The organism is Bradyrhizobium sp. LTSP857 (assembly GCF_000938285.1).
GTDB lineage: Bacteria > Pseudomonadota > Alphaproteobacteria > Rhizobiales > Xanthobacteraceae > Bradyrhizobium.
Genome location: NZ_JYMS01000005.1, coordinates 13,779 through 39,633 on the forward strand (window position 1 = coordinate 13,779; position 25,855 = coordinate 39,633).

Annotated in this window: 21 protein-coding genes and 2 pseudogenes; 10 read left to right on the top strand and 13 right to left on the bottom strand. The window is 61.9% G+C overall.

Going from position 1 to position 25,855, the window contains the following annotated elements; genetic code table 11:
• Positions 1-32: 32 nt before the first annotated feature.
• The gene (locus UP06_RS40520) at positions 33-1,634 is read right to left on the bottom strand and encodes an alpha-amylase family glycosyl hydrolase (RefSeq protein WP_044999687.1); all 1,602 of its coding nucleotides are present in this window, start codon (positions 1,632-1,634) and stop codon (positions 33-35) included.
• Positions 1,635-2,210: 576 nt separating this feature from the next.
• Between UP06_RS40520 and UP06_RS00455 the strand changes: the two genes are divergently transcribed.
• The 4 genes from UP06_RS00455 (at position 2,211) to UP06_RS00465 (ending at position 4,840) form a co-directional block, all read left to right on the top strand.
• Complete coding sequence (locus UP06_RS00455; RefSeq protein ID WP_044999688.1) at positions 2,211-3,341, top strand: helix-turn-helix transcriptional regulator; 1,131 nt, start codon at positions 2,211-2,213, stop codon at positions 3,339-3,341.
• A gap of 156 nt (positions 3,342-3,497) precedes the next feature.
• Positions 3,498-3,959: a universal stress protein gene (locus tag UP06_RS00460; RefSeq protein WP_044999689.1), complete on the top strand. Its 462-nt coding sequence runs from the start codon at positions 3,498-3,500 to the stop codon at positions 3,957-3,959.
• 99 nt (positions 3,960-4,058) lie between these two features.
• On the top strand, positions 4,059-4,187 hold the full coding sequence (locus UP06_RS42375; protein WP_007600646.1) for a hypothetical protein: 129 nt from the start codon (positions 4,059-4,061) through the stop codon (positions 4,185-4,187).
• A gap of 152 nt (positions 4,188-4,339) precedes the next feature.
• On the top strand, positions 4,340-4,840 hold the full coding sequence (locus tag UP06_RS00465; RefSeq protein WP_245305364.1) for a DoxX family protein: 501 nt from the start codon (positions 4,340-4,342) through the stop codon (positions 4,838-4,840).
• A gap of 37 nt (positions 4,841-4,877) precedes the next feature.
• On the opposite strand, the gene UP06_RS00470 is transcribed toward UP06_RS00465, so the two are convergent.
• Positions 4,878-5,756: a LysR substrate-binding domain-containing protein gene (locus tag UP06_RS00470; RefSeq protein ID WP_044999693.1), complete on the bottom strand. Its 879-nt coding sequence runs from the start codon at positions 5,754-5,756 to the stop codon at positions 4,878-4,880.
• Positions 5,757-5,921: 165 nt separating this feature from the next.
• Here UP06_RS00470 and eno point away from each other — a divergent pair.
• Positions 5,922-7,184, top strand: a pseudogene (gene eno / locus UP06_RS00475) (phosphopyruvate hydratase); the annotation flags it as partial.
• Between the two features lie 125 nt (positions 7,185-7,309).
• Entirely contained in the window at positions 7,310-7,987 is a 678-nt protein-coding gene (locus UP06_RS00480) for an RraA family protein (RefSeq protein WP_044999694.1), read from the top strand.
• 19 nt (positions 7,988-8,006) lie between these two features.
• Here UP06_RS00480 and UP06_RS00485 read toward each other — a convergent pair whose 3' ends face one another.
• The 9 genes and pseudogenes from UP06_RS00485 to UP06_RS00520 form a co-directional block, all read right to left on the bottom strand.
• Entirely contained in the window at positions 8,007-8,966 is a 960-nt protein-coding gene (locus UP06_RS00485) for an amidohydrolase family protein (protein ID WP_044999695.1), read from the bottom strand.
• A complete protein-coding gene (locus tag UP06_RS00490; protein WP_082081193.1) occupies positions 8,963-10,285 on the bottom strand; it encodes an MFS transporter in 1,323 nt (440 codons plus the stop codon). The genes UP06_RS00485 and UP06_RS00490 overlap by 4 nt, the downstream gene beginning before the upstream one ends.
• Positions 10,286-10,310: 25 nt before the next feature.
• On the bottom strand, positions 10,311-11,225 hold the full coding sequence (locus UP06_RS00495; RefSeq protein ID WP_044999697.1) for an NAD(P)-dependent oxidoreductase: 915 nt from the start codon (positions 11,223-11,225) through the stop codon (positions 10,311-10,313).
• Positions 11,226-11,227: 2 nt separating this feature from the next.
• Complete coding sequence (locus tag UP06_RS00500; RefSeq protein ID WP_044999698.1) at positions 11,228-12,592, bottom strand: MFS transporter; 1,365 nt, start codon at positions 12,590-12,592, stop codon at positions 11,228-11,230.
• A 209-nt stretch (positions 12,593-12,801) separates the two neighbouring features.
• Complete coding sequence (locus UP06_RS00505) at positions 12,802-13,725, bottom strand: SMP-30/gluconolactonase/LRE family protein (protein WP_044999699.1); 924 nt, start codon at positions 13,723-13,725, stop codon at positions 12,802-12,804.
• Complete coding sequence (locus UP06_RS41875) at positions 13,722-14,147, bottom strand: amidohydrolase family protein (RefSeq protein WP_245305365.1); 426 nt, start codon at positions 14,145-14,147, stop codon at positions 13,722-13,724. The genes UP06_RS00505 and UP06_RS41875 overlap by 4 nt, the downstream gene beginning before the upstream one ends.
• A gap of 52 nt (positions 14,148-14,199) precedes the next feature.
• A pseudogene (locus UP06_RS41880) lies at positions 14,200-14,682 on the bottom strand (amidohydrolase family protein); the annotation flags it as partial.
• A 92-nt stretch (positions 14,683-14,774) separates the two neighbouring features.
• The gene (locus UP06_RS00515) at positions 14,775-15,515 is read right to left on the bottom strand and encodes an IclR family transcriptional regulator (RefSeq protein ID WP_044999700.1); all 741 of its coding nucleotides are present in this window, start codon (positions 15,513-15,515) and stop codon (positions 14,775-14,777) included.
• Between the two features lie 65 nt (positions 15,516-15,580).
• Positions 15,581-18,436, bottom strand: coding sequence for an ATP-binding protein (locus UP06_RS00520; RefSeq protein ID WP_197087086.1), 2,856 nt, complete (start codon positions 18,434-18,436; stop codon positions 15,581-15,583).
• A gap of 278 nt (positions 18,437-18,714) precedes the next feature.
• Between UP06_RS00520 and UP06_RS00525 the strand changes: the two genes are divergently transcribed.
• Positions 18,715-19,461, top strand: a complete 747-nt coding sequence (locus tag UP06_RS00525; protein WP_044999701.1) for an SDR family oxidoreductase — start codon at positions 18,715-18,717, stop codon at positions 19,459-19,461.
• 209 nt (positions 19,462-19,670) lie between these two features.
• Positions 19,671-22,640: a tetratricopeptide repeat protein gene (locus tag UP06_RS39165; RefSeq protein WP_197087087.1), complete on the top strand. Its 2,970-nt coding sequence runs from the start codon at positions 19,671-19,673 to the stop codon at positions 22,638-22,640.
• Positions 22,641-22,659: 19 nt separating this feature from the next.
• Here the strand turns inward: UP06_RS39165 and UP06_RS00535 are convergent, their stop codons facing one another.
• Both UP06_RS00535 and UP06_RS00540 read right to left on the bottom strand, forming a co-directional pair.
• Positions 22,660-23,100, bottom strand: coding sequence for a VOC family protein (locus tag UP06_RS00535; protein WP_044999702.1), 441 nt, complete (start codon positions 23,098-23,100; stop codon positions 22,660-22,662).
• Positions 23,101-23,140: 40 nt separating this feature from the next.
• On the bottom strand, positions 23,141-23,704 hold the full coding sequence (locus tag UP06_RS00540) for a TetR/AcrR family transcriptional regulator (RefSeq protein WP_044999703.1): 564 nt from the start codon (positions 23,702-23,704) through the stop codon (positions 23,141-23,143).
• A 134-nt stretch (positions 23,705-23,838) separates the two neighbouring features.
• Between UP06_RS00540 and UP06_RS00545 the strand changes: the two genes are divergently transcribed.
• Positions 23,839-24,813, top strand: a complete 975-nt coding sequence (locus UP06_RS00545; RefSeq protein WP_044999705.1) for a pyridoxamine 5'-phosphate oxidase family protein — start codon at positions 23,839-23,841, stop codon at positions 24,811-24,813.
• Positions 24,813-25,787: an MBL fold metallo-hydrolase gene (locus UP06_RS00550; RefSeq protein WP_044999706.1), complete on the top strand. Its 975-nt coding sequence runs from the start codon at positions 24,813-24,815 to the stop codon at positions 25,785-25,787. The genes UP06_RS00545 and UP06_RS00550 overlap by 1 nt, the downstream gene beginning before the upstream one ends.
• Positions 25,788-25,855 lie beyond the last annotated feature (68 nt).

Genomic DNA, 25,855 nt, shown 5'->3' on the forward strand with positions numbered 1-25,855 from the left:
GCAATGCGCAAACGACCATCCTTCTCTTTGTGCTATCCAGCCTCGAGCACGACGGCTTCATTCGACCGTAGCAGGAGAGCGCCGTGTTCGGCCAGCGCCGCATCTTCGTGCGTGGACAGGAGCTGCCGGCTCCCACGCGCCCAATCCGGCAATTGCAGAAGATGCGGCCGTTCCCCGAGGTTGAGCGCCACCAGCAGTCGCTCCGAATCGTGCCGGCGCGCGTAGACCAGGACCTCGTCTTCGACATTCAACACAGCGAAGTCGCCGATCGACAAAGCCGGACAATCGCGTCTGAGCGCAAGCAAGCGACGATAAAGTGCCAGGATGGATCGAGGATCTTCCATCATCCGCGCCACGTTGCGCGTCCGCCAGTCGGCATGAAGCGGCAGCCACGGCTTGGCCGTGCTGAAACCCGCATTTTCGCTGCCATCCCACGGCATCGGCGTGCGCACGGGATCCCGGCCCAACGCCAACCCGGGCTCGCGCAACTCGCGCGGGTCCCTCACTTGCGATGGTTCGATCATGACATCGCTCAAACCCAGCTCGTCGCCATAATAGAGCGTGGGCGTACCGCGCAGCGTCAGCAACAAGACACAAGCGACGCGGGCCTGAGCCTGACCCAGCCTGGTGGCGACGCGCGGCCGGTCGTGGTTGCCGAGCACCCAGTTTGGCCAGCCGGCGGACGGAAGTGCGGCCTCATAATTGGTGATTGCCGCAGCAACCGTGCGCGCGTCCCACGGCATATCGATGAGCTGGAAATTGAAGGGCAGATGCACGCCCGGGCGTTCTCGGCCGTAATAGTGCATGAGACGGTCGACCGGCAGGTAGATCTCGCCGATCAGAACCCGCTCGCCCAGTCCTCTTGCGCCGTAGCTGTCGGCGACGTCGCGCATCGCCGCCGCGATGTGGTGCACCTCGGGCTGGTCTGTCGAGTGACGTTGCAGCAGGCGGTGCATCTCGCCCATGCCGGGCCGATAGTCCGGGTTGGGCGGATTGTCCGGGAAGTCTGCCGCCTTCAGCATGTGCCACAGCACATCGATACGGAAGCCATCGACGCCGCGGTCGAACCAGAACCGCATCACATCAACCATCGCCGCCTGCACATCCGGATGACGCCAGTTGAGGTCGGGCTGCTCCTTCAGAAAGGCGTGGTAGTAATATTGCCCGGTGATCTCGTCCCATTGCCAGGCTGAGCCGCCGAAATCGCTGATCCAGTTGTTGGGCGGCCCGCCGTCCGCGGCGGCATCGCGCCAGATGTACCAGTCTCTTTTCTGATTTTCCCGGGCAGCGCGGCTCTCGACGAACCATGGATGCTGGTCGGAGGTGTGGTTGGGCACGAAGTCGAGCAGGACCTTGAGCCCTCGCCGATGCGCCTGCATCAGCAAATCGTCGAAATCCGTCAAAGTGCCGAAGCATGGATCGATGTCGCAATAGCCGGTAACGTCATAGCCGAAATCGACCATCGGCGACGGGTAGACCGGCGAGATCCAGATCGCGTCGACGCCAAGGCCGGTGAGATAGTCGAGCCGCTGTGCGATCCCCTTGAGGTCGCCGATGCCGTCGTCGTTGCTGTCCTGAAAGGAGCGCGAGTAGATCTGATAGATCACGCATGTCTGCCACCAGAGCGCAGTCATGCAAACCGAGCCCTCAAACCGAGCGCTGGCGTGTGCGCCGATTGGCGCTTACTGATCACACGGTGACGTCAAAACGATTCCAACCTTCGCTTCAAGACGGAGGATTGCACACATCCGAGACATGGCAAGGCACTCTGTTCCTGCCGCGATCGAAAGTCGACGGATTTTTGCCGTTCCGCTCGATCTCGCCCGCGCAACCCGGTCAACGCCGATGTCATGCGTATCACCGAAATTACGGCGCTAGCGCACTCGATGAGTCCGGCCGCGTTCCTGGGCTCGAAGGCTTATGAATTAAGCAGTCCAGCACCGTCACCGCCATACTTGCCGTTCCGCTCGACAAAGTGCCTGTTCGCTATGCCGTCTTGCCGTTCGACCCGATACTGGCGCGCAAAGTCTACGCTGGTCTGCGATATTCTACGCCTTTACAACGCTCGACCAAGGTGGGAGGCAGTCGACACGCGCCATACACACACTGAAAGCCATCAGGTGTCAGAGCATATTGGTGCCCCACAGGTCGGTTGATGCGCTTGCTCAGTTGCATCAATATCGTGGTCATTCGAATGAGCGGTGTTGGGAATGGTCGATTCGGAACTTTTGTCGCAGCTGATCGGAGATATCTACGACGCAGCGCTCGATTCCAGCTTGTGGGTCGGAGCGCTCGAGCAGGCGACGCACTTCATCGGCGGAACTGCGGCTGGAATTTACTGGAAGGACATCACCGTTCAGGGTGAACTTCACTACGTTTACAATGTTGAACCGTCCAGCGTGGACGCTTATTTCAATAAGTATATCCGTTTCGATCCGAGTTTGACGGCTCAATTTTTTTTCAAGGTCGAGGAGATTTACAGCACGACCAACGTTTTGCCCTACAGCGAGTTCGTCGAGACGACTTTCTATAAGGAGTGGGTCAAGCCGAACGGTTGGGCCGATCATTTGGCTGCCACGCTCGACAAATCCGCAACGAGCTTCGCTCAGTTCGGGGTATTCCGAAACGAGCGCCAAGGGCTTGCCGACGACAATATGCGGCAGCGCATGGGTCTGCTGGTTCCTCACGTGCGCCGCGCGGTGTTGATCGGCAATGTCATCGACCTTCAAAAGACAAAGGCCGGAAATCTATCAGATGCGCTCAACCGGCTCGACGCCGGCGTTTTTCTGTTGGACGATCATTGTCATATTGCATTCTCCAACATGGCCGCGCAAGCGCTGCTCGATGATGCGACGATTTTAAGAACCGTCAACAATGCATTGATCGCCGTGGACCCACAGGCGGCACAGCTATTGCGGAATGTTATCGCCGCCGCGAGCGGTGGCGATGGCGCTGTCGGCGCGAATGGTGTTGCCATTCCGCTGTCCAGTCAGCCTGGCCAGAATTGGGTCGCTGATATCCTGCCACTGACCTCGGGGGCCCGCCAACAAGCCGGGGGCCGACATTCTGCGGTCGCTGCCGTCTTCGTCCGAAAGGTATCAATGGCGGCGCCTTATCCGACCGAAGTGGCGGCGCGACAATTTCAGCTCACGCCGAGCGAAGTGCGGGTCCTTGATGCGGTGCTGAAAGTAAGCGGAGTATCTGAGATAGCGGAGGCGCTTGGCGTCAGCGAGTCCACCGTGAAAACTCATCTCCAGAATATCTTCGGAAAGACCGGCGTGCGCCGCCAGGCTGACTTGATCAAGCTTGTTGCGGCACATCCCAGGCCGTTTCCGGGGTAAGAGAGGACGGTCTACCTTTTGAAACTCGTCGTGCGAGGCCAGCCCTTCGAGGCTATGGCAGTGAGACCGGGGCCGAAAAAGGCGCATGGACCCACGGCGGGTATCGGACCATATTAGCCGGGCATCACTTTGTTCGACGAGCAAGGGAGCCACCGAATGTACGCCAACATTCTCTTGAGCACGGATGGATCGGACGTCGCGAAAAAAGGCGTTGAGCATGGCATTGCCTTGGCGAAGGCCTTGAACGCCAGGCTGACAATCATCACCGTGACGGAAGCGCTGCCGGTCGACTATGGCGGCGGACACGACTCGGGATGGATTCCGACGCAGGACGAGGTTGATAGCTATGACGCAGCCTGCAAGGCCCGTGCGGGCAAAGTGCTCGATGAAGCTCGCGCCATGTCGGAGCAGATCGGCAAGCCGGCAGAACTCCTGCATGTTCCGAATGCGCACCCGGCCACTGCGATCATTGAAACGGCAAAATCGAGGGGTTGCGACTTGATCGTCATGGCCACTCACGGGCGTCGCGGTCTCAGGAAGCTGTTTTTGGGCAGCCAGACATCCGAGGTCCTGGTGAACGGAAGCGTGCCCGTATTGGTGGTGCCGAAGCCGGCATAGTGCAGGGCTTACCTGGCGCCGCTTGCCTGGCACCGCTTGTCTGTTTCGCCGAGCTGGCGCACAAGAACATTGACCGCCCTCCAGCGGCAGGAGAATTTCATGACGAGTGAAAAAGGCCCGAACATCAAGAAGAAGCAGAAATGCAAAAATTGTGAAGGCAAAGGTTTGCTCAAGAAGGGCGACAAGGTGGTGAAGTGTCAGCGCTGCAAAGGCACGGGCGTGCGGTGATGTTGAGTTGATGAACTCTCGGGAACGAACGACGTTCCCGTCAACGCGATCGGGCACATTGTTCGCCCCGACCGAAGAGTGAAGCCAGGCTGCACGAGGTTATCCGACGCGCGTGACCGTCTAATCTCCCTATCATGAGAGGGAGACCGACCATGACGAGTGATGCGATGACCGGCAGGGCTCAGCGGCACGAGTCCCCATCCCTGCTGTTGCCGGCCTTGCGCAATTTCTACGAGATCTCAAATCCGGTTTCCTATGCGCTTCTGCGCGTTGCCTTCGGATTGATCCTGCTCACGCACGGGCTGCCAAAACTGCTCGGCGAGTCCCACGGCGCCATGGCCAATCCGTTCGCGAGCTCCGTGAACTTCATCACGAATTCGCTGCATCTTCCAGCCCCGATACTGTTCGGGTATTTTGTGATGTACCTGGAAACGTTCGGGGCCGTCATGCTCGCGGCAGGGTTCTTCACCCGGCTCATCGCACCCATGATCGCCGTGCAGATGGCGATGATCTGCCTGATCCATTACCCCAAATGGGCCTGGATCGATCGAGGCATGGAGTACCCGTTCCTGCTGGGCCTCGTTGCCCTGCACATTTCGTTTCGCGGCGGAGGGCGGTTCTCGGTGGACCGCTTGATTGGAAGGGAGCTTTGAGAGGGCGTGCTGGACGAACCAGTGTCACCTGGCTCGCTCAGCCGCCTTCAAGTTCGTCGATCATCCAGGCGATGAACGCGTTGGCCGCCGGCGAATCCGCGCGCTCTGAGGCCGGCACGATGGCGAGGCCATCCGCAAACGGCACGAACTGGGCTGGCGCGACCAGCCTGCCGGCGAGGAGGTCGTCGTGGACCATCCGGCGCTCGACCAGCGCCACGCCGAGGCCGGACAACGCGGCCTCGATGCAAAGATGCGTGTGCGGAAAGCTGAGCTCGGCCTTGCTGGTGATCTTCCGGTCGGCGTTGTCCTGCCAGACGTTCCAGGCGCGCGAAGTGTGCTCGTGCACGATGCGCGTCTCGCACGACACCCGGCGCCCCTTGACCGACACCGGATAGTCCGGTGCGCAGACGGGGCCGAAGGCGACGTCGGCCACGCGGATGGCGCGCGCCTGGTCGCGCTCGGGATAGGACTGACGGTCCCAGGCAACGACGAGATCCGCGCCCTGGTGGCGGATCTCGCGGGCCGACGTCATCGATAGCCGCACCCGCATGCCGGGATGACGGCGATAGAAGCCCGCAAGATGCGGCACCAGCCAACGCATCGCGAAGGTGGCGCTGCAAGCAACGTGGACACTGGGCGCGCGCGCCTCGTCGAGCATCCGCAGCCAGGCGTGCTCGAGATGATCGAGCGCCTGCGCGACAGCCGGCAGCAGTTCTTCGCCCTGCCGGCTCAGCCGCAGGCCGGTCCCCGCCTTGTCGAACAGCGCCGTGCCGGCGTGCTCCTGCAGGGCACGAATCTGCTTGCTGACGGCGCCATGCGTCCGGCCCAGCTCCTCGGCGGCGCGCGTGACCGAGCCCAGCCGCGCCGTCGCTTCGAAGGCTTTGAGTGCGAACAATGGCGGCAGGCGACGTGCCAAGCGGAGCTCCTATTTGTGAATAATACTCACGCATTGGCGAAGCGAAGTCGATAGCAGCTTTGTACGTAGCGCGATAGTTAGCGTGAAATTCAAGCAATTGGATGCCTGCGCGGCCTAATTGCCGTGCATATGGCTCACCATGCCGACAAGGATGAGAGCACGCCCATGACAGCCATCACAGAGATCGCCGCCAGCGAAATTCTCGACAGCCGCGGCAACCCGACCGTCGAGGTCGAGGTTGGCCTCGCGGACGGCGCGCGCGGCCGCGCCGCGGTGCCGTCCGGAGCATCGACAGGCGCGCATGAAGCGCATGAGCTGCGCGATGGCGGCCCGCGTTTTCACGGCAAGGGCGTCCTGCGGGCGATCGAGGCCGTCAACACCGAGATCAGCAGCGCCTTGCGCGGCCGGGACGCGTTCGCACAGGCGTCCATCGACCGCACCATGATCGATCTCGACGGCACGCGCGGCAAGAGCCGTCTCGGTGCCAACGCCATCCTCGGCGTGTCGCTGGCGGTGGCCAAGGCCGCGGCTGCCTCCATCGACATTCCGCTCTACCGCTATGTCGGCGGCGCCAACGCGCGGCTACTGCCTGCCCCCGGCATGAACGTCATCAACGGTGGCGCGCACGCCGACAATCCCCTCGACTTCCAGGAATTCATGATCATGCCGATCGGCGCTGCGACGTTCGCGGACGCAATCAGGATGGGCTCGGAAATCTTCCACACCCTCAAGCAGCACCTGATGCGCGCAGGCCACCAGACCAATGTCGGCGACGAAGGCGGCTTCGCGCCGAACATGCGCGACGCGCACGAGGCGATCGAGACCATCCTCGCGGCGGTCGAAGCGTCCAGCTACAGGCCGGGCCAGGACGTCGCGCTGGTCATCGACCCCGCGTCATCGGAGTTCTTCGAGGACGGCGCCTATCACTATCGCGGCGAGAAACTGGTGCGGTCGGTCGAACAGCACGTTGCCTATCTCCTCGACATCGTTCGGCAGTATCCGGTCTGCTCGATCGAGGATCCGATGGCCGAGACGGACTTTGCCGGCTGGCAACTGATCACTCGTGAGCTAGGATCCAGCTGCCAGCTCACCGGCGACGACGTCTTCTGCACCAATCCTGAATTGCTCGACGCCGGCATTCGTGCGGGCATTGCCAATTCCATTCTGGTCAAGGTCAACCAGATCGGGACCCTCACGGAGGCCCTGCAAACCGTCACCCGCGCCCACAAGGCCGGCTACACCGTTGTGATGTCGCATCGCTCCGGCGAAACCGAAGATACGACGATCGCCGATCTCGCTGTCGCCACCCAGTGCGGACAGATCAAGGCAGGCTCTCTTTCGCGGTCCGATCGCACGGCCAAATACAACCGTCTCATGCGGATTGAGCGTGAGCTTGGCACTGAGGCCTGTTACGCGGGCCTCAGCGCGTTCAACGTGGCACTGCCCGCCTGGAGTTCCGCGGTTGCCGACACAGCGCCTTGCATCAACACCCCTTCCTCTGATAATGAAACGACGTTCTAAAATGCGACTGACCTTTGCGTGGAAGGGAAACGATGTCTGTTGGATTTCGAATTTTGCCGCGGAAACGCAAGGTCGGCGCCGACGTCGTCGCCCGTTTCGTCCCGTTGCCGGTCGCCAATGTCAGCGACAGCATGTCCCGCCTGACGGCCGGCGGCGCGCGGCTTCGTCCGATGCACCAGGGTGGCGGGCTCGCGGGCCCAGCGCTGACTGTCAAGACAGCCCCAGGCGACAATCTAATGGTCCACAAGGCGATTGCGCTCGCCGAACCCGGCGACGTCATCGTCGTCGATGCCGGCGGCGACCTGACCAATGCCATCACCGGCGAGATGATGTTGATGCAGATGGTCAAGCGCGGTGTGGCTGGCCTGGTCATCAACGGCGCGATCCGCGACGCCGGCTTTATCCGCGGCCAGAAGTTTCCGGTTTTCGCGGCGGGAGTCACGCACCGCGGCCCGTACAAGAATGGGCCGGGCGAAATCAACGTTCCGATCGCGATCGACGGGATGGTGATCGAGCCCGGCGACCTCATCATCGGAGATGATGATGGCCTGCTCTGCGTGCCGTTTGATCAGATCGATGCGGTGTTCAAGGCGTCAACGGCGAAGTTTGAGGCCGAGCAGAAGCAGATGGCCAATATCGAGGCCGGCACCCATGACGCCTCCTGGGTGGATCGGCAATTGCGTGAGTTGAAGTGCGAGGGCGTCGATTGAGACGCCTTCGGCTAGTTGGCTAGAAGCCGAACAATTCGGTGGGATTGTCGACCAGGATGCGCCGGCGCGTGAGTTCCTCCGGCGCCCAGTCCGCGAGCAGATCGAGCAACAGGGCATCATCGGGCTTTGTGCCACGCTGGGTCGGATGCGGCCAATCCGTACCCCACAAGATGCGCTCCGGCGCCGCCTGCACGTAAGCCCGCGCAACTTCGCTGGAGTCGGCATAGGGCGGACCGAGCTTGCTGTCCTCATAGGGCTCAGTGACCTTTACCCAAGTGCGGCCCTCATCCAGCATGCGACGGACCGCGGCAAACGCGGGATGCTTGACGCCGTCCGGCTGCGGGATACGTCCGAGATGGTCGATCACCACCCTCGTGGGAAGCGAGCGGATGACGCTCTCATGGGTGACGATCTGATCGCCGGTCATCAGGATCTGCACGTGCCAACCGAATGGGCTCACCCGTCTTGCGAGCGTGGTCAGCATCTCCGGTGTGGTCGTCCCCCAGGTCTGGGGAGAAACGAAATTGACGCGGATGGCACGGACGCCTGCATCCGTCAGTGTTTGCAGTTCCGCATCCTTGACGTCGGTGTCGACGACGGCAACACCGCGCGACGCCGAGCCGAGCTGGCCCAGCGCATCCACAAGACACCGGTTGTCGACCCCGTAGGTGGATGGCTGCACCACGACACTCCTGCTGGTGCCGAGCCGGCGCTGGAGATTTCGATAATCAGCGACGGTTGCACCGGGTGGAAAGCCCTGGTGCCAATGCGGTGAGACGGGAAACCGTCCGTCGTAGATGTGATGATGGCAGTCGCACGCACCCACAGGAGCGCTCAGGCGCGGCGGCGCCGACCCGGTGCTGTTGGGCACCGCCTGCTCGACCCCGGCAGCCAAGGCGCCTGTGCTCGCAGCCAGCATGCCTGCGAGAATGCCGCGTCGGGTGATGACTTGCTTCGGACTGTTGTTGCGCACGCTCATGGTTTCACCGCCACCATTTCGGTTGCGCGCGCGGCGTTTCGGCCAAGCACCAGGACACAGGCTGCGGCCACCGCACAAAGCAGCGCAAGCGGTAACATCCCGAGTACGAAGCTACCTGTCTGCTCTTTGACAATTCCGACCACGTTGACCATCAGGCCGCCGCCGATCAGGTTGGAGATCGCGTTGATCCCGGCAAGGCCTGCCGCGAGCGTGCTCGCCGAAAGCCAGCTTGACGAAAGCGCCCAGAATGGCCCCTTGAAGGCATACGCGCCCACCAGACAGCACGTGACCATGATGACCGTCGGCACGATTGCAGTTCCGGTCATGCCCAATGCAGCGAAGCCTCCGGCGGCGAGCAAGAGCGGAATGGCCGTGTGCCAGCGGCGCTCATCTGTCCTGTCCGAATGGCGTCCCCACAACACCATGAGCACGGTCGCGATGCCGTATGGGATCGCATTGACAAAGCCAGTCTGGAGGTTCGAGAGGCCGAACGACTTCAACAATTGCGGTTGCCAGACCGACAGCACACTGCCGGTGGCGGAGGCGCCGGAGCAAACCAAAGCCATGACAAGAAAATACTTGTTGGTCGCGAGCTGCCAGAGGGAGAGATGTCCGACCGGCTTGCGCGCGGCCGCATCCGTCTCCATGCGTCCGATCAGCCACTCCCGCTGCTCTGCGGTGAGCCAGGACGCCTGCGCCGGCTTGTCGGTCAGAACGAACAGGCACACGAGACCCAGCAGAATGGTCGGCAACCCTTCCAGGATGAAGAGCCACTGCCACCCTCGCAGACCGAGAGCGCCGTCGAGTTCGAGCAGGCCGACAGACAGGGGCGAGCCCAGGAAAGTGGCGAGCGGGATCGAAACCGTGAACGTCGCCAGGATGCGCGCCCGATATTGCGACGGAAGCCAATAGGTCAAATAGAGGATCGCACCTGGAAAAAAGCCGGCTTCCGCTGCGCCCAGAATAAAGCGCATGGCGTAGAGCGAATAAGGCCCGACGACGAAGGCCATGCACGCGGTCACCAATCCCCAGGTGATCATGATGCGCGCGATCCAGCGCCTGGCGCCGAATTTCTGGAGAGCCAGGTTGCTTGGCACTTCCACCAGAAAATACGAGACGAAGAACAGGCTGGCGGCAAAGCCGAACATCGCCGGCGTGAGCCCCAAATCCTTGTTCATCTGGAGCGCTGCGAAGCCGACGTTGACGCGATCGAGCAGCGCAAAGAAGTAGCAGATCATCAGGAACGGCACGAGGCGCAGGATAACCCTGCGCATCGTCACCTTCTCTATCGGGTCGATTTCCGTTTGAGCGGCCGTCACGTCTCTCTCCCTGTTGTTATTGGTCTTATTCGGCCGCTTTCGCCGTTACCTGCATCCTGGCCGCGATCGCATCAATGGCGATCTTATAGTTTTCCGGAACGATGCCCTTGAAATGCTCTTTCAGACCCAGGCTGTCCTTCCAGCGCAGCCGCGCCACCGTGGCGCGCGCCATCAGCGGCTCGATCCCGGCATCTGCGACCGCCTCGGCGGCCATCTCGACCTCTTCGGTGCGCCGCTTGGCATGGATGACGCCGGAGGGCGTCAGGCTCTCAACGGTGTCCATGAACGGACGCGTGAGCGTCTTCGACGCCGAGGCCAATACGGTCTCCTCCAGACCGTAGGACCGGGCCGCCAACAGCGTCTCATCGATCAGTGCCTCGATGCCCTTGATCAGGACGGAGCGAAGGATCTTGATGCCCGAAGCCGTGCCGAGCTTCTCGCCTGCGAATTCGATGCTCATGCCCCAGGGCACGAGCAGGTCGACGACGCGCGGCCCGGCGGGACCACTCGACATCATGTGCATCGCATAGCCGTGCTTGGGCGTCCCCATGATGGAGCCGTCGCCAAGCGTGGCACCGGTCTTGGCGAGCCGCTCGGCCACGCCGTATTTCACCTTGGGCGTGGCGGAGGCGAAGTCGAGGAAGGTGTGGCGGCCATCGAGCACGGATGCGAACGCGGTTGCGCTTTCGAGCGACCTGGAGCCCGGCGTGACGCTGAAGATCAGCTCCGCTGCATCCGCCAGCTCTTGATTGGACTTCACCAGCGTGACGCCTGCCGCCTTGGCGCGCCCCTGGATCAGATCGGCATACGGGCCGTCGAAGGCGTATTTGTCGTAGCAGAAGATCTGCTTCAGGCCGGCCTCGCGCAGTCCTTTGCCCAGCGTGCTGCCGATCTCGCCGTAACCGACCAGACCAAGGCGGAACTGCTTTCGTTCGCTCATTTCTAAATTCCTTTCGAGAGGGTTGCGATCGGGCTGGTGCGGCTGTCAGCCGCTCCGGTCTGTCGCTGGAGACTGACACCAACCACCCGGATCAGGATGGCGGCCAAAGCAAGAAATGCGGCCACCGACATCAGGGCCCACGAGAAGCTGTCGGTCGACTGCTTGATCACACCAATGAGATAAGGACCGACGAAGCCACCGAGATTGCCGATCGAGACGATCATCGCCAGGCCGCCGGCGGCCGCGCTGCCGGTGAGGAAGCTCGACGGGATCGGCCAGAAGGTGGACTGGTAGCACATGATCCCGATCACCGCGCCGCACAGCGCCACAACCGAGGTGAGCGCCGAAGACGTCGCGTAGCTGCAGGCTACCAACGACACCGCCCCCAACAGCAACGCGCTGGCCACAAACCAGCTTCGTTCCCCGCCCTTGTCCGACAGGCGGGCCCACAGCATCATCGTGATGGCGCCGCAGATGTAAGGGACAGCAGCGATAAAGCCGACGGCAACGACACCGAAGCCGAGGCCCTTGATGATTTGCGGCATCCACAGCCCAAGGCCGACGGAGCCGATGATGGCGCAGAAATTGACGGCTGCGCACACAAGGACCCGCCAATTCAGGAAGGCGTCCTTGAGCCGCGATGAGTGCTTGGCGGCAATGGCCTGACGCTCCGCCGCCAACACCTCGGCAAGCCAGCTCCGCTCCTCAGGGCTCAACCATTTGGCCTGTTCGGGCTTGTCGGTGAGCGTGAAGAAGCACACGAAACCAAGAATTATTGCGGGCAGACCTTCAAGGATCAGGAGCCACTGCCAACCGTGCAACCCCGCCACACCATCGATGGTGAGCAGCGAACTCGATATCGGCGCGCCGATGATGTTCGCGATCGGGATGCCGAGCAGAAATGCCGCGGTCGCCGTCCCCCGCGCACGCGCCGGAAACCAGTATGTAAAATAGAGAAATACGCCGGGCGTGAAGCCGGCTTCGCCTAGCCCGAGCAGGAAGCGCATCGCGCCGAAACTCACAGGACCGACCACGAACGCCGTTGCGGCCGAGATCACGCCCCACGTGATCAGGATGCGGGCGATCCACTTGCGCGCGCCGATGGCCTGCAAGGCCAGATTGCTCGGCACTTCGGCCAGGAAATAGCCGAAGAAGAACAGCCCGGCGCTCCAACCGAATTCGGACGGCGAGATGCCGAGGTCGTGGTTCATCGTCAGGCTGGCGATGCCGACGTTCACCCGGTCGAGATAGGCGATGATGTAGCAGAGCAGCAGGAACGGCACGATCCGCCACAGCACCTTCGAGAGGATCTTCTCCTGCTCAGGTGTGAAGCCCGAGCCGGCTGAGGCGGCAGCGACACTTGCCATGGGTTTCCTCCGGGCGGCCGGTGTTTCCCGGCCATGAGGCGGCTTACCAAAAATAGAACGCCGTTGCAATTTATTTTGAAACGGCGTTTCATTTTACGTGAAGGCGCCGAGGCGCCTGCGTCGCGCGACTGGACGTGTTCCCTGGGAAAAGTGGAGCGCTGGCCATCGGTTAGGGGGCCTGCATGCGGCAGCGCCGATCGACACGACCACTAGTCGGCGTGCGAGAACATCGGCATGCCCGGCGTTTCGAGCTCGGCGCGCAGCAGGGTTCCGGTGCGGCTCTCGGTGATGAAGAGGCTCTTTCGTTGCGGCCCGCCAAAAGCCAGGTTGGTCGTACCGACGCCCGCGCAGGAGACGATGCGGTCGAGCGGCTCAGCCAGCGGCGACAACCGCCATACCGAGCCGAAGCCGGTGTGGCAGACCAAGAGGTTGCCGCCGTCGTCCAGCGCCAGTCCGTCGGGACCACCAGGACCGCCATGCAAATGCGAGAAGATGCCGACCTTTGTGGTCAGGCCGCTCGCCGGCAGCGGCACGCGCCAGATCTGGTTCGCCCGCGTCACAGCGACGAGCAGAAAACTTTCCTCGGGATCAACGACGATGCCGTTCGGACTCGGGATCGTGTTGATCAGACAGGTGAGCCGGCCATCCGGCGTGAGTTTCCAGACGCGGCCCGTGGGATCATGCATCCCGGTCTGCCCCTGGTCGGTGAAATAGAGATTGCCCGACGGCGCAAAGATGAGATCGTTCACGCCCTTGAAGCTCTCGCTCGCCGCTGTCTCCAGAAATGGCGTTACGGCGCCGCTGGAAGAATCCAGCAGCATGATCCCGCGCTTGTAGTCGGTGATGAACACGCGGCCGTCGCGATGAATCTTCAGCCCGTTCGGCCATCCATCATACTCGGACACGAGCTCCCACGCGCCTTCCGCGCTGACACGGAAGATGCGTCCATAGGGAATATCGGTGACATACAATCGGCCCTGCCGATCGAAGGATGGCCCTTCAAGGAAGCAGTCGATCTCACGTCCGCCCTGATTGGCATCCGCCCATGAGGTGCGGCGCGGCTTGCGGAACTGATCCGGAAGCCGCGTGAAGGTGCTGGTTTCGATCCGACGCGGCGGGTTGAAGAACGTCATGGGACGACCTTTGGGACGACCTTTGGGAAACCATAGAGCTCGACAGGATTATCCACCAGGATGCGCTTGAACGCGACGTCGTCGCCTGCGCATTGCGCAAAAAGGTCGAACAACCGCGCGTCATCCGGCTTGCGCTCCTTCGGCTCGGAGGGATGCGGCCAGTCACTGCCCCAGACCAGCCGCTCAGGCGCTGCCTTGACGTAGGCTGCCGCAACGGCGCCTGCGTCAGCGTAATCCGGCGCGCCCTGCTTGCTCGAGACATAGGGACCTGACAGCTTCACCCAGGTCTTGCCGCGGTCGAGCAGGCCTCGGATGATCTTGTAAGGCGCGCTCTCCAGGCCAGCCGGCTGCGGTATCTGAGCCAAATGGTCGAAGACGAGACGCCCAGGCAAAGAGACAAGAAGGTCCGCGTTTGTCCTCAATCTGCTTGGGACGCATGTTGATCTGGCAGTGCCAGCCGAGATTGGCGAGCCTCGGGGCGAGCAACTTGAGAGAGTCTAACGTCAACACGCCCGGAAAACCGAGATTGAAGCGGACGCCGCGCACACCCTGCTCGTCGAGCCTTCGCAGATCGGCGTCCGATATATCCTCGGGCACCACCGCGACCACACGAAAGTTCTCCGCGCCGAGCGCCTGTCGCGACGCGATCTGCAACCGGTTGTCGGTGCCATAAGTGGAAGGCTGGATGATGACGCCACGCGTCGTGCCGATCCGGCGTTGCAGTGCGCGATAATCCTCGGGCAAGGCGTCGTCGGGCAGCAATGTCGCGCCCTTCGCGATCGGATAGTTCTTGTCATAGGTGTGGAAGTGGCAATCGACCGCGCCGGCGGGCGGGACGAAACGTGGCTTCTCGGAGCCGTTCGACCAACGCACCTCCTGCGCTGTCCCGACGTGCGGAAGAACGGAGGCGCCCAGTCCGACCAGAACGGCTCTCCGCGTGAGCGATGCTGCTGCCACGACGTTTGTCCTCCCCCATCGTTGTTATGGAGAAGGCTTATAGGCCCGCCGATGTCCGCGCAAGTTAAAACGAAACGCCGTTTCGTTTTAGACTATGCCGTCCGTTTGCGTGCATTCTTCCCCGTGCCGGAGGACGGAGTTCCCCCACACGCCAGGGTGAGCTTGCTTGCAGCCTCGACCAGCGCCCCTTTGATCTGCTCCGCCCGCGCTGTCGTGAGCCGGCTGACTGGCCCCGAGATCGCGAGCGCCCCGACCAGGGAGTCGGCAATGCCGAAGACGGGCATGGCGAGAGCGGCCGCATGAGGATCCGTCACGCCAGACGTAAACAGCGGCAGTTCGTCGTCCGATTCAGGCGGACCGGACTCGTACCGCCGCAGCGTTTGAGCGATGGCAGATTTGTCCATGGGACGTGTATCGCCCGGCTGCACGGTCATCCGGATCCGATTGGTGGTCTCCACCCTGAAAAGACACAGCCTGTCTTCACCGTTTCGAATATAGAAGGACGTCGTCTCCCCCGTCTTCGCCGCGAGTTGCTCGAGGACAGGCATGACGTGATCGGACAGACGAAACGCCTGCTGATAGGCAGTGCCGAGACGCAAGGTCTCCGCATCAAGCCGGTAAGAGCCGTCCGGCAGGCGCGCGAGGAGCCGATATTGCTGCAACGACAAGGCAAGCCGCAGGATCGTGCTCTTGACCAGACCGGTCCGCTCCGCCAATTCGGCCAGGCTCAAGGCGCCATCCCCGCGACGAAACGCGGTCAATACCGCGAGTGCCCGTTCGGCCGCTGACACGCCCTTCAATGCGGGCGGCTTCTTCACAGTCTGCTTTGCCATCTCAAATCCTCGTCCCGGCCATCCCTACGGCATTCTCGCCGCAGGTAGAAGAGCCTTACGAAGCTTCATTGGGCGAGCTGGCCAAGCAAGCTACGCGCGGCAAGCAGATCGACAGTTTCGAAGCCTTCGCTGAACCTGTTGTAAACCGGCTCCAGCAACTCCATGGCCTCGCTTTGGCGGCCGTGATTGGCCTGCAATCTGGCGAGATTCATGGCCGCCCGCAGCTCCCAGGCCAGTGCACCTTGCTTGCGTGCCATCGCCACCGCTTGCAGAAAGAGAGTGGCTGCCGCGTCGGCGTCACCATCCGATTGCGCCAACAGTCCTTTCACCCGCAGGACCTCGGCCGTGCACCAATGTTCTCCGTTACGATCCCTGCTCGCCAGCTGCGCCATCAGGGACACAGCATCAACGTATCGATCCGCCGCAATTGCGGATTCACTGAGGTGAGCCAGGATGAGAGGAACGAACACTTCGTATTGCATTTCGGCCAATAGTCGCAGCCCTTCGGCCGCCAGCGGCATCGCTGCATCGAACTGATTCCGCCTCGTCTGGCACAGGGCCAAAAGGCAATTACCAATCCCCACCTGGGGCTTTATCGAATGGGTTCTGGCATGCTCGATCAGCTCGACAATGTCGTGCTCGACGGAATCGATGTCGGTATCGGACAAGTACCGGTGGAAGCTGGCCCATGTCATCGCAACGCTGAGCGGCATTGCGAATTGAAGCGGCCTTGCCGCCGCCAGCACGCGCACCCCCAACAACTGGGCCTGCTCGGGAAACCCCTGCATCCACACCGTGCTCGCGAGATTGCCGAGCGTATCCACGCGACGGTCGTAGCCGATCGCATTGACCTGCGCGAGCCGCGCCTTTTCCGTATCGATGTCGAGCGAACGCTGGAGATGCGTTCGCGCCTCCGCAAGCTTGCCGAGATGATGCAGCGAGTGGCCCAGCATCCATTCCGCCAGAGCGGTCGGACCCGGATCAGTCAGCCTCTTCGCATCCTCGGCACAACGCTGAGCAAGTTCGAGCGCCTCATCATAGCAGGTACGGATGCTGCTCCCCCACGACGCCAGGTAGCGCAGTATCAACTGCCCCTGGGTTTCGCGAACGGTTCTTTCCAGCGTCCTGGTCCAGGCGACCATTGCCTCCACCGAGAAGCTCGTCGTGAACAACTGGGAGCTCGCGAGCGCCAGATGGATCACGATCTGCTGATCAGTCGCCTTGCCATCCTCGCGGCTTGGCGCAACCGCGCCGGCCAGGATCGTCCATTCACGGCATTCGGCAAACAAAGCCTTGCTCAACCAGATCGAGCTCGCATAGCTCGTCAGGTTGACACCGATCCCTGGATCGCCGTCGCGTCCAAACGCCCAATGCAGCGCGGCGCGGATGTCGTCGAGATGCGAGACCAAGGCGCGCCGCTCATCTGTCGGCAAATCCGCCTCATTCGCCGTCTTCAACAATGCGCAATAATATTCGGCGTGCGCGCGCCGGAATTGGCCGAGCTCTCCGGCATCGGCCAATTTCAGCGCGGCATAAGTGCGGGTCGTGTCAAGGAGCCGATAGCGCGCGCTCGATCCCGTGGTGTCGGCAGAGGCAAGCGATTTCATCAGCAGTCCGCCGACTGCGTCGAACACCTCTTCCGCCCCGGCCCCCTGACCTCGTGCGACCTGGTACGCGGCTTCGAGCGTGAAGCCTGTGACGAATACGGACAGGCGCCGTAAAATCGTGCGCTCGACCTCCGACAACAGGTTGTAACTCCAGTCAAGCGTCGCGCCCAGTGTTTGATGACGCGGCGGAGCCGTCCGCCGTCCGGGCCAACGCAAGGCAAATTCGGTGTCGAGCAGCCTTGCAATCTCTTGCAAACCATAGGCTTCGACACGCCCCGCCGCCAACTCGATAGCGAGTGCGTTGCCGCCAAGCTTGCGGCAGATATTGCCGGCGATCTTGACGTCCTGGTCCGTCAGATTGATCTGCCCGCCGCTCGTCGTCGCGCGCTGCAGGAAGAGTTTGACGGCCGGGAAGTCGAGCAACTCGGCCGCCGTCAAACCGGGGCCGTCAGGCGGAGTCTCGAGGGGAGACAGCCGGTAGACGTTTTCGCCACCGACGCGCAGGACTTCTCGGCTGGTCACGAGCAAATGAAGCTGCGGCAGCTCGGCAAAAAGCCTCTCCGACAGCACCGCCGCCTCCGAAATAAGGTGTTCGGAGCCGTCGAGAATCAGCAGGACGGGCCTGCCACGCAAATGACTGACCAGTCCCGGAATCGGGTCGCCAGACTGAACCGGCAGGCCGAACGCGGAGACGACGGCTGGCGCCAGCAGGCGCGGATCGGAGACCGGGCTCAGCTCCACAAAGCAGACGGCGCCAAAAAATTCCGGCAGCAATGTATGCGCGACCGACAGCACGACCGTCGTCTTGCCCAATCCGCCTGGTCCGACGATGGTCACGAACCGCTCGGCTGTCAGCTTGCGACAGATTCCGCGAACGATCTTGTCGCGCCCAACCATTTGCACGAGCAACGGTGGCAGAGGGTAGTGAGCTTCAGGAAAATCATCGGCAGTCGGCAAACCTGCCGTGTCCCGCGACGTCGGCGCAATGAAGCAATAACCGCGGCCCGGCACATTGGTGAGGTATCGCTCGCCGCCTTCGCCGGTTTCGAGGGCTTTGCGCAAGGCCGTGATATGGACCCGAAGGGTGACCTCTTCGACGAAAACCCCGGGCCAAACCTTGGCGATCAGCTCTCTCTGGCCAACCACTTCACCTGCATGCTCGACCAGAACAAGCAGGATATCGAACGCACGGCTGCCAAGCTTGACCGCCTCATCAACCTTCTTGAGAACGCGCTCTGCGGGAAACAACTGAAACGGACCGAAGGAGACGACCTCCTGGGTACGTGGGCTGCTCGTTGGAATAGCCGTCTGCAAGCCAAATTCTTCTTCAGGATGAAGCAACGATCGAGTGAAAGGCTTGAGTCTTGGCCCGGACCGCCGCGGAGAAGGGTGCGCTTGCCCCGATCTTAATGGCTAAGCCTCAGGGATAAAAGCGGAAAGTCGGCACGCTGGCGGACGACGTCGTCATCAGCCAGGCGAGTGCGACCGCGGCTGAAGAGGCGCGGACGAGCAGACTGCGGGGCGCTATTGCGTGTGCCACGCAGGCCCCCATCTGTCTGACCAGACCAACCACTCAAGTCAGGACACCTTACATGGCCAAGCTCGACGGAATGATCGCTCTCATCAGCGGAGGCACGACCGGCATCGGCGCTGAGACAGCCAAACTCTTCCAATCCGAAGGCGCAACGGTCATCGTCACCGGCTCCAGCGAGCGCTCGGTGGAATCCGCCAAGGTGGCGCTGCCCGGGATCGAGGTGCTGCTCTCGGACGCCGGCAACGTGGCCGCCACTCAGATGCTGGTCGACAAGGTCAAGGCCAGGCACGGCCGCATCGACGTCCTGTTCGTCAACGCCGGCATCGCCAAGTTCGCGCCGATCGCACAAGTCGATGAGGCGCTTTACGACAGCCAGTTCAACATCAACGTGAAGGGCGCGTTCTTCCTGATCAAGCATGCCATTCCAGTCATTCCGGACGGCGGCGCGATCATTCTGACCGCTTCGGTGGCGGGCGCGGGCGGCGGCTTGGGAGGCAGCACCATATACGGCTCGACCAAGGCGGCGCTGCGTTCGTTCGGTCGCACGATCGCCAAAGAGCTGACGCCGCGCGGCATTCGGGTCAACACCATCAGCCCCGGTCCGATCATCACCCCGATCCTCGACAAAGGCGGCCTCACCCCCGCCCAGAAGGATAACTTCATCGAAGGCGCCAAGACGCGCATCCCGCTTGGCCGCACTGGTACGGTCGCCGAAGTGGCCGCAGCAGCGCTCTACCTTGCCGCCGACGCCACCTACACCACCGGCGCCGAACTGTTCGTCGATGGCGGTCTGATCGACCTATAGCGGCCCTCGAAGGTGCGATGTGGTGCCCGCGCCGGACGCGGCGAGGGATCATTGTCGCGCCCCTAAGGTCATTGTCGACCGGCATCCTTGTAGGGATGGCGGATGACGCGGATTGCGCCAGCTTCACACCAGCTTTGCACCAGAAACTACCGCAACGGGACGCTACGGTCGCGCTCGGTGGACCCCGCAAGCACAGCTGCAGCGAACTGATGAATCGACAAGAGCGCCGGACCGCGGCCAAACAAACCAAACCGGTCGCACCTCAACGTTTGCCGCAACATTTTGAGGCCGTAAAACAGGGCAAGTCACTGTTTGATCTCGGCCGGTATGCCGAAGCCCTGGAATGCTTCAACATATTCGAGAAGCACAATCCAAATATCGCAGCTCTCTATCAAACGCGCGGCCTTTGCTTGCAGCGGCTGGGCCGGTTCGAGGAAGCGCAGGCCGACTTCGAGAGATCCATTGCGCTGAACCCCCGCGAGGCGGAGACGCACAAGAACCTTGGCTCGCTGCATGCGAGATTTGGCCGGATGGAGCAGGCATTTGCGAGCTTCGATCGCGCGCTCGCACTTCGTCCGAATTTTTCCGCAGCGCTCAACGAGAAGGCCCGGGCGTTGTGGAGCCTGCATTTGCTGGACGAGGCTTTCGCAGCCTTCCATCAATCGCTGGCGGTTGACCCCGGCAATGCGGACACGATCTGGAATCTCGCACTGCTTCAGATGCTGACCGGAGATTTCGAGCGGGGCTGGTCGGGACGCGAGGCCCGTTGGAAAGCGTCGTCTCTCGGCCTCGTCGATCGTGGTTTTTCGCAGCCCCTCTGGCTTGGTGACGAGCCGATCGAAGGCAAGACCATCTTGCTGCATGCCGACGAGGCATTGGGCGATGCAATCCAGTTTGCGCGCTATGCGCCCATCGTGGCCGTGCTCGGGGCTCAGATCATTCTGGAGGTCCAGCCTCCGATCCAGCAGCTTTTGGGTGGGATCACTGGCGTCGCCAATTGTGTCGGCCGATCGTCTTCGACGTCGCCGGCGTTCGACCTGCACTGTCCTCTTGGAAGCCTGCCGCTGGCGTTCGGGACACGGCTCGATACGATCCCACTCGCGGAAGGCTACCTTTCTACGCCCCCGGTGGCGCGCGTGCAGGCGTGGGAAGACCGGCTTGGCCCCCGCACGCGCTTCCGCGTTGGTCTTGTCTGGTCGGGGAATCCAGATCACAACAACGACCACAATCGATCGATGGCACTGCGCACGCTTGCGCCTCTGCTGGATTGCGACGTCCAGTTCGTCTCCTTGCAAAAAGGCGTCCGGGATCCAGACCGGGCCTTCCTCGGCGAACGTCCCGATATCGTCGACCCGACGGAACAGCTGACGGATTTCAGCGAAACGGCGGCGCTGATTAGCTGCCTTGATCTGGTGATTTCGGTCGACACCAGCGTCGTTCACCTCGCCGGCGCGCTGGGCGCTCCGGTCTGGACGATGTTGCCCTTCAACCCGGATTGGCGCTGGCTGCTCAACCGCGACGACAGCCCGTGGTATTCGTCCATGAGGCTGTTCAGGCAACCAAAGCGAGGCGACTGGGCCAGCGTCGTCGACGGCGTTCGCCTCGAACTGGAGCGCCTGGTTTCCGCGTGGCGGTCGGGAGCACGGCAGCACCAGAGCACGGCCCCGACCACCAAACCACAGGATGCGGTCCTGTCTAATTATCTCGGCAATCTGCTCTGGCAACGCAAGCGCATGGACGATGCTGTGCTGCATTTCCAGCGGGCGCTACAACTGTATCCGCAATATTTGGAGGCAGCGCATAGCTGCGGCGGACTGTTGTTCAATCTCGGCCGGTATGCGGAGGCCCTGGAGTGCCTGGACATAGCCGAGAAACTGGATCCAAATTCCGCAGCCCTGTATCAAATGCGCGGCGCTTGTCTCCAAGAGGCGAGCCGGTTCGAGGAAGCGGAGGCCGACTACGAGAGGTCCATGGCACTGGACCCCGGCCTGGCGGAGACGCACAACAACCTCGGCTTGCTTCATGCGAGACTTGGCCGAACCGAGCAGGCACTTGCGCGTTTCGATCGGTCGCTTGAACTTCGTCCCGATTTTTCCGCGGTGCTTAACAACAAGGCATTGGCATTGTTGAATCTGCAATTGCTGGATGAAGCCTTCGCGACCTTTCACAGATCGCTGACGGTCGACCCGGGCAATGCGCCAGCGACCTATAATTTAGCGACGCTTCAACTGCTGACCGGAGACTATGAGCGAGGCTGGCTTGGGCGCGAAGCGCGTTGGAAGCTTCCCGTCGGCTTGCCCGATCGCGGTTTTTCCCAACCCCTTTGGCTCGGCGACCAGCCGATCGAAGGCAAGACCCTATTGCTTCACTCTGAAGAGGGATTGGGCGACGCAATTCAATTTGCGCGCTATGCGCCCATCGTCGCCGCGCTCGGGGCTCAGGTCATCCTGGAGGTCCAGCCTCCGATCCAGCAGCTTTTGGTTGGTGTCGCTGGAGTCGCAAATTGTATCGGCCTATCGTCTTCGACGTCGCTGGCGTTCGACCTGCATTGTCCTCTTGGAAGTCTGCCGCTGGCGTTCGGGACGCGGCTCGATACGATCCCGTTCGCGGAAGGCTACCTTTCTGCGCCCCCAGTGGCGCGCGTGAAGGCGTGGGAAGACCGGCTCGGCCCCCGCATGCGCTTCCGCGTCGGTCTCGTCTGGTCGGGGAATCCAGATCACAACAACGACCACAATCGATCGATGGCGCTGCGCACGCTTGCGCCTCTGCTGGATTGCGACGTCCAGTTCGTCTCATTGCAAAAAGGCGTCCGGGATCAGGACGGGGCCTTCCTCCGCGAACGTCCCGATATCGTCGACCTCACTGAACAGCTCACGGATTTCAGCGAAACCGCGGCGCTGATTTCGTGCCTTGATCTGGTGATCTCGGTCGACACCAGCATCGTTCACCTCGCCGGCGCGCTGGGCGCCCCCGTCTGGACGATGTTGCCTTTCAACCCGGATTGGCGCTGGCTGCTCAACCGCGACGACAGCCCATGGTATTCGTCCATGAAGCTGTTCAGGCAACCAAAGCGAGGCGACTGGGCCAGCGTCGTGGACGGCGTTCGCCTCGCGCTCGAGCGCCTGGCTTCCGCATGGCAGCCAGTGCAAGAGCCGTCTTTGCTTCTTCCTGCCGAGTAAAATCGAACAGACGTCCGGCTCACTGCGCCTTGCGCGCTTCCTCGAGGCGAGGATCGAACGCAAACTCGATCCGTACTCCGCTGGGCTCGCGCACGATGAAATGGATCTTGGGGCCGGCACCCGATCGTTCCGGGCTGAACTCGACGACGACGCCAGGCCAATTCGACACGCGCTTGTAGAGGGTATCGAGGCCGGCCTGGTCGACGACGGCGAGGGCCAGATGATGCAATCCGACATTGGCACGCCGATCGAACGGGATTGCGTCGCCAGGCGATTGGACCTGCCACAACGTCACAACGTCGTGTCCGTCGGATACGAACACCGCTGGATACTCCGGCCGCTCGCCGACGATCCGCCATCCCAGACAATCGCAAAAGAAGTCTCGCGTGCTCGCGAGATCGCGAACACTGAGCCCAATGTGGTCGACACCGTAGGTGCCGGTCTTGAGGTCATCTACCATAGGTCCTCCGATGAGCTGCCGGATGCGTCGCAACTGTGGCCTAGCGGCGTGGCAGCGATTTGAGCAGCGACTTGGCCGTCTCCGTAGCCCGATTGATCGCATTCCGATCGCGGTAAACCCTCGAAACGACGAAGCCGCCCTGCACGACAGTGATGAGCATCAGCGCAAGCTCGTCGGCGTCGAGTCGTTTCGCAATGTCGCCATCGGCTTGAGCTTCGCGAAGCGCCGCCGCAAGGATCTGCTGGAGTTCGCGGAAATAACGTTCGACCGGCTTCCTCAGCGAGGCCTCGGCGATGGACGCTTCGCAGGCAAATCTCCCCATCCTGCAACCCTTGAGGCCGTCGCGCGCAACGTCGAGATAGCGGACGACGCGATCCAGGGCAGAACCGTCGGTCCCCACGGTCTGGCGTGCGAGCTCGCACATTTCATCGGAGACTTCACCGAGAGCCACAGACGCCAGGTCCATTTTTCCCTTGAAATGATGATAGAGGCTGCCCTGCCCCGCACCACTTTCGTCCAGCAGGTCGCGCGGACTGACGGCCTCGTAGCCACGCTCCCACATCAACTTCTTGGCCGCCTTAACGAGCTCACCCTTCGCCTTCATGACGTCCTCAACACCGTATTCGAATCAACCGAACGTAATTGTATTTTGTAACTACTAGTATGTACAGACAACCGCCAATAACGGGTATCAGCCATGTTTTCGCAAAGGCGTGCGTCCATGATCGCAGGACTCTCATGACAGGGACCACGTCTCCCTTTCACGACGGCGAGCAGAGGATTCAGAGCCTTGCCGGCGTCCGCGATCGCATCGAACTCAGGGGGCGCGCAGTCATTCGCGACTACATGCCGGAGCAGCATCGGGCGTTCTTCGCTGCGCTGCCGTTCTTGGTCGTGGGGCTGGCGGACCAGAACGGCCATCCCTGGGCCACCACCCTGTCCGGCCCCGCAGGGTTCATGAATTCGCCGGAAGCGAACCTACTTGCCATCAAAGCGTGGCTCGAGCCGGGCGATCCCTTGCATTCGTGCATTCGGGATGGCCGCCCGATCGGCGGGCTTGGGATCGAACTTTCAACGCGTCGTCGAAACCGGATCAACGGCCGCATCGAGGATTGCATCGTCGGTGAAGGTTTCTCGATCAGGGTTCAGCAGAGTTTTGGAAACTGCCCGAAATACATCCAGGCCCGCAACGAGCGGCCACAGCTCCGTTCAACGGCCGTGCCCGAACCCCGAATGGCTTCCGATCTGGGCGATGACGAGGTCAGCTTCATTGCCGAAGCCGACACGTTCTTCATTGCATCGCGGTCGGCGCAGCTCGACCAGGAGGAATCCTCGCAAGGTCTCGATGTGTCCCACCGCGGCGGACGTCCCGGCTTCGTGCGGGTGGTCTCACCAAGCGAACTTTGCTTTCCCGATTTCAGCGGCAATTTGCTCTTCAACACGCTCGGCAATCTGGAAGCGGATGCGCGCGCCGGGCTTCTGTTCATCGACTTCCGGAGCGGCAGGATGCTGCACATCATCGGGAGAGCCCGGATCCGCTGGGACGTTCCGGAAACCACGCGGTCCGCTGGAATCGAACGGCTCATCTTTCTCGACATCGCGTGCGTCGTGACCCGCGAGCACGCATTTCCGCATGTGTTCGACTTTGTCAGCTACTCGCCGCATCTGGGGGCGGAGGGCCAGGATTCCAGAATTCCCCAAAGGAGATCGTGATGCTAAATCTAACCCGCCGTAACGCTCTGTTGACGGCAGCGTGCGCAGGAGCAGCGTTCGGCCTGCCCAGGCCCGTCTCGTTCATCGAGGCAGCACTCGCCCAGAAGGGACCGGAGGCTGGCAAAGGCTTCCGGCCGTTCAAGTTCGGTGCGAACCAAGGGTTCATCCTGAACGATGGCGTTTGGGAGAAACCTCACGATCCCAAGTTCATCGAGAACGTGTCCGTTGAGGAAACCAAGGCCGCACTGGCGGCCGCGGGGATCGCGAATGACGTCGTGCCGATTCCGTTCAACATAACTCTGCTCAGGTTCGGCAACGAGACGATCCTTTTCGACGCCGGCACGGGTGGTCAGTTTCAGCTCACCGCCGGCGCAATGATCGCCAATATGGCGGCAGCCGGAATCAAGCCGGAACAGATCACGAAGGTGATCGTTTCGCATTTCCACCCGGACCATGTCTTTGGGCTGATGAGCAAGGCCCCTGACAACACACCGGTTTTCCCGAACGCCGTGGTTTACGTGCCAAGCAACGAGTACAAGTTCTGGATGGATGAGAGCATCTTCACCAAGCTCCCTGAAAAGCAGCACGGCCTGCCCAAAAGGCTTCAGGCGATGTTCCCACTCCTGAAAGACAGACTGAAACAGTACGAGTGGGACACCGAGGTCATTCCGGGCATCCGCTCCATCGCGGCACCGGGCCATACGCCGGGCCACACTGCGTTCCATGTCGCGTCAGGCAACGAGCAACTGATGGTGCTGAGCGACACGACGAACATGCCTGCGCTGTTCGCGAAGCACCCGAATTGGCACGGCGCGATCGACGCCGACCCAGTGCTGGCCGAAGCGACGCGGCGCAAACTGTTCGACCGTGCCGTGGCCGACAAGGCGCTCGTGACCGGCTACCATTTCCCGTTCCCGGCCGTCGGCAGGATCGTGACGGACGGCGCAGGTTACACCTTCGTGCCTGCTGCGTAGTCAGGGACGACGCATACGGAAACGGCCATCGTCGGTGCCCCGCCGGTGACCGTTTTCGGCACATGATT

Excerpts from the sequence above, each read along its gene's own strand:
- UP06_RS40520 (WP_044999687.1), bottom strand. The coding sequence starts at position 1,634 with ATGACTGCGCTCTGGTGGCAGACATGCGTGATCTATCAGATCTACTCG.
- UP06_RS00455 (WP_044999688.1), top strand. The coding sequence starts at position 2,211 with ATGGTCGATTCGGAACTTTTGTCGCAGCTGATCGGAGATATCTACGAC.
- UP06_RS00460 (WP_044999689.1), top strand. The coding sequence starts at position 3,498 with ATGTACGCCAACATTCTCTTGAGCACGGATGGATCGGACGTCGCGAAA.
- UP06_RS42375 (WP_007600646.1), top strand. The coding sequence starts at position 4,059 with ATGACGAGTGAAAAAGGCCCGAACATCAAGAAGAAGCAGAAATGCAAA.
- UP06_RS00465 (WP_245305364.1), top strand. The coding sequence starts at position 4,340 with ATGACGAGTGATGCGATGACCGGCAGGGCTCAGCGGCACGAGTCCCCA.
- UP06_RS00480 (WP_044999694.1), top strand. The coding sequence starts at position 7,310 with ATGTCTGTTGGATTTCGAATTTTGCCGCGGAAACGCAAGGTCGGCGCC.
- UP06_RS00485 (WP_044999695.1), bottom strand. The coding sequence starts at position 8,966 with ATGAGCGTGCGCAACAACAGTCCGAAGCAAGTCATCACCCGACGCGGC.
- UP06_RS00495 (WP_044999697.1), bottom strand. The coding sequence starts at position 11,225 with ATGAGCGAACGAAAGCAGTTCCGCCTTGGTCTGGTCGGTTACGGCGAG.
- UP06_RS00500 (WP_044999698.1), bottom strand. The coding sequence starts at position 12,592 with ATGGCAAGTGTCGCTGCCGCCTCAGCCGGCTCGGGCTTCACACCTGAG.
- UP06_RS00505 (WP_044999699.1), bottom strand. The coding sequence starts at position 13,725 with ATGACGTTCTTCAACCCGCCGCGTCGGATCGAAACCAGCACCTTCACG.
- UP06_RS00515 (WP_044999700.1), bottom strand. The coding sequence starts at position 15,515 with ATGGCAAAGCAGACTGTGAAGAAGCCGCCCGCATTGAAGGGCGTGTCA.
- UP06_RS00525 (WP_044999701.1), top strand. The coding sequence starts at position 18,715 with ATGGCCAAGCTCGACGGAATGATCGCTCTCATCAGCGGAGGCACGACC.
- UP06_RS39165 (WP_197087087.1), top strand. The coding sequence starts at position 19,671 with ATGAATCGACAAGAGCGCCGGACCGCGGCCAAACAAACCAAACCGGTC.
- UP06_RS00535 (WP_044999702.1), bottom strand. The coding sequence starts at position 23,100 with ATGGTAGATGACCTCAAGACCGGCACCTACGGTGTCGACCACATTGGG.
- UP06_RS00540 (WP_044999703.1), bottom strand. The coding sequence starts at position 23,704 with ATGAAGGCGAAGGGTGAGCTCGTTAAGGCGGCCAAGAAGTTGATGTGG.
- UP06_RS00545 (WP_044999705.1), top strand. The coding sequence starts at position 23,839 with ATGACAGGGACCACGTCTCCCTTTCACGACGGCGAGCAGAGGATTCAG.
- UP06_RS00550 (WP_044999706.1), top strand. The coding sequence starts at position 24,813 with ATGCTAAATCTAACCCGCCGTAACGCTCTGTTGACGGCAGCGTGCGCA.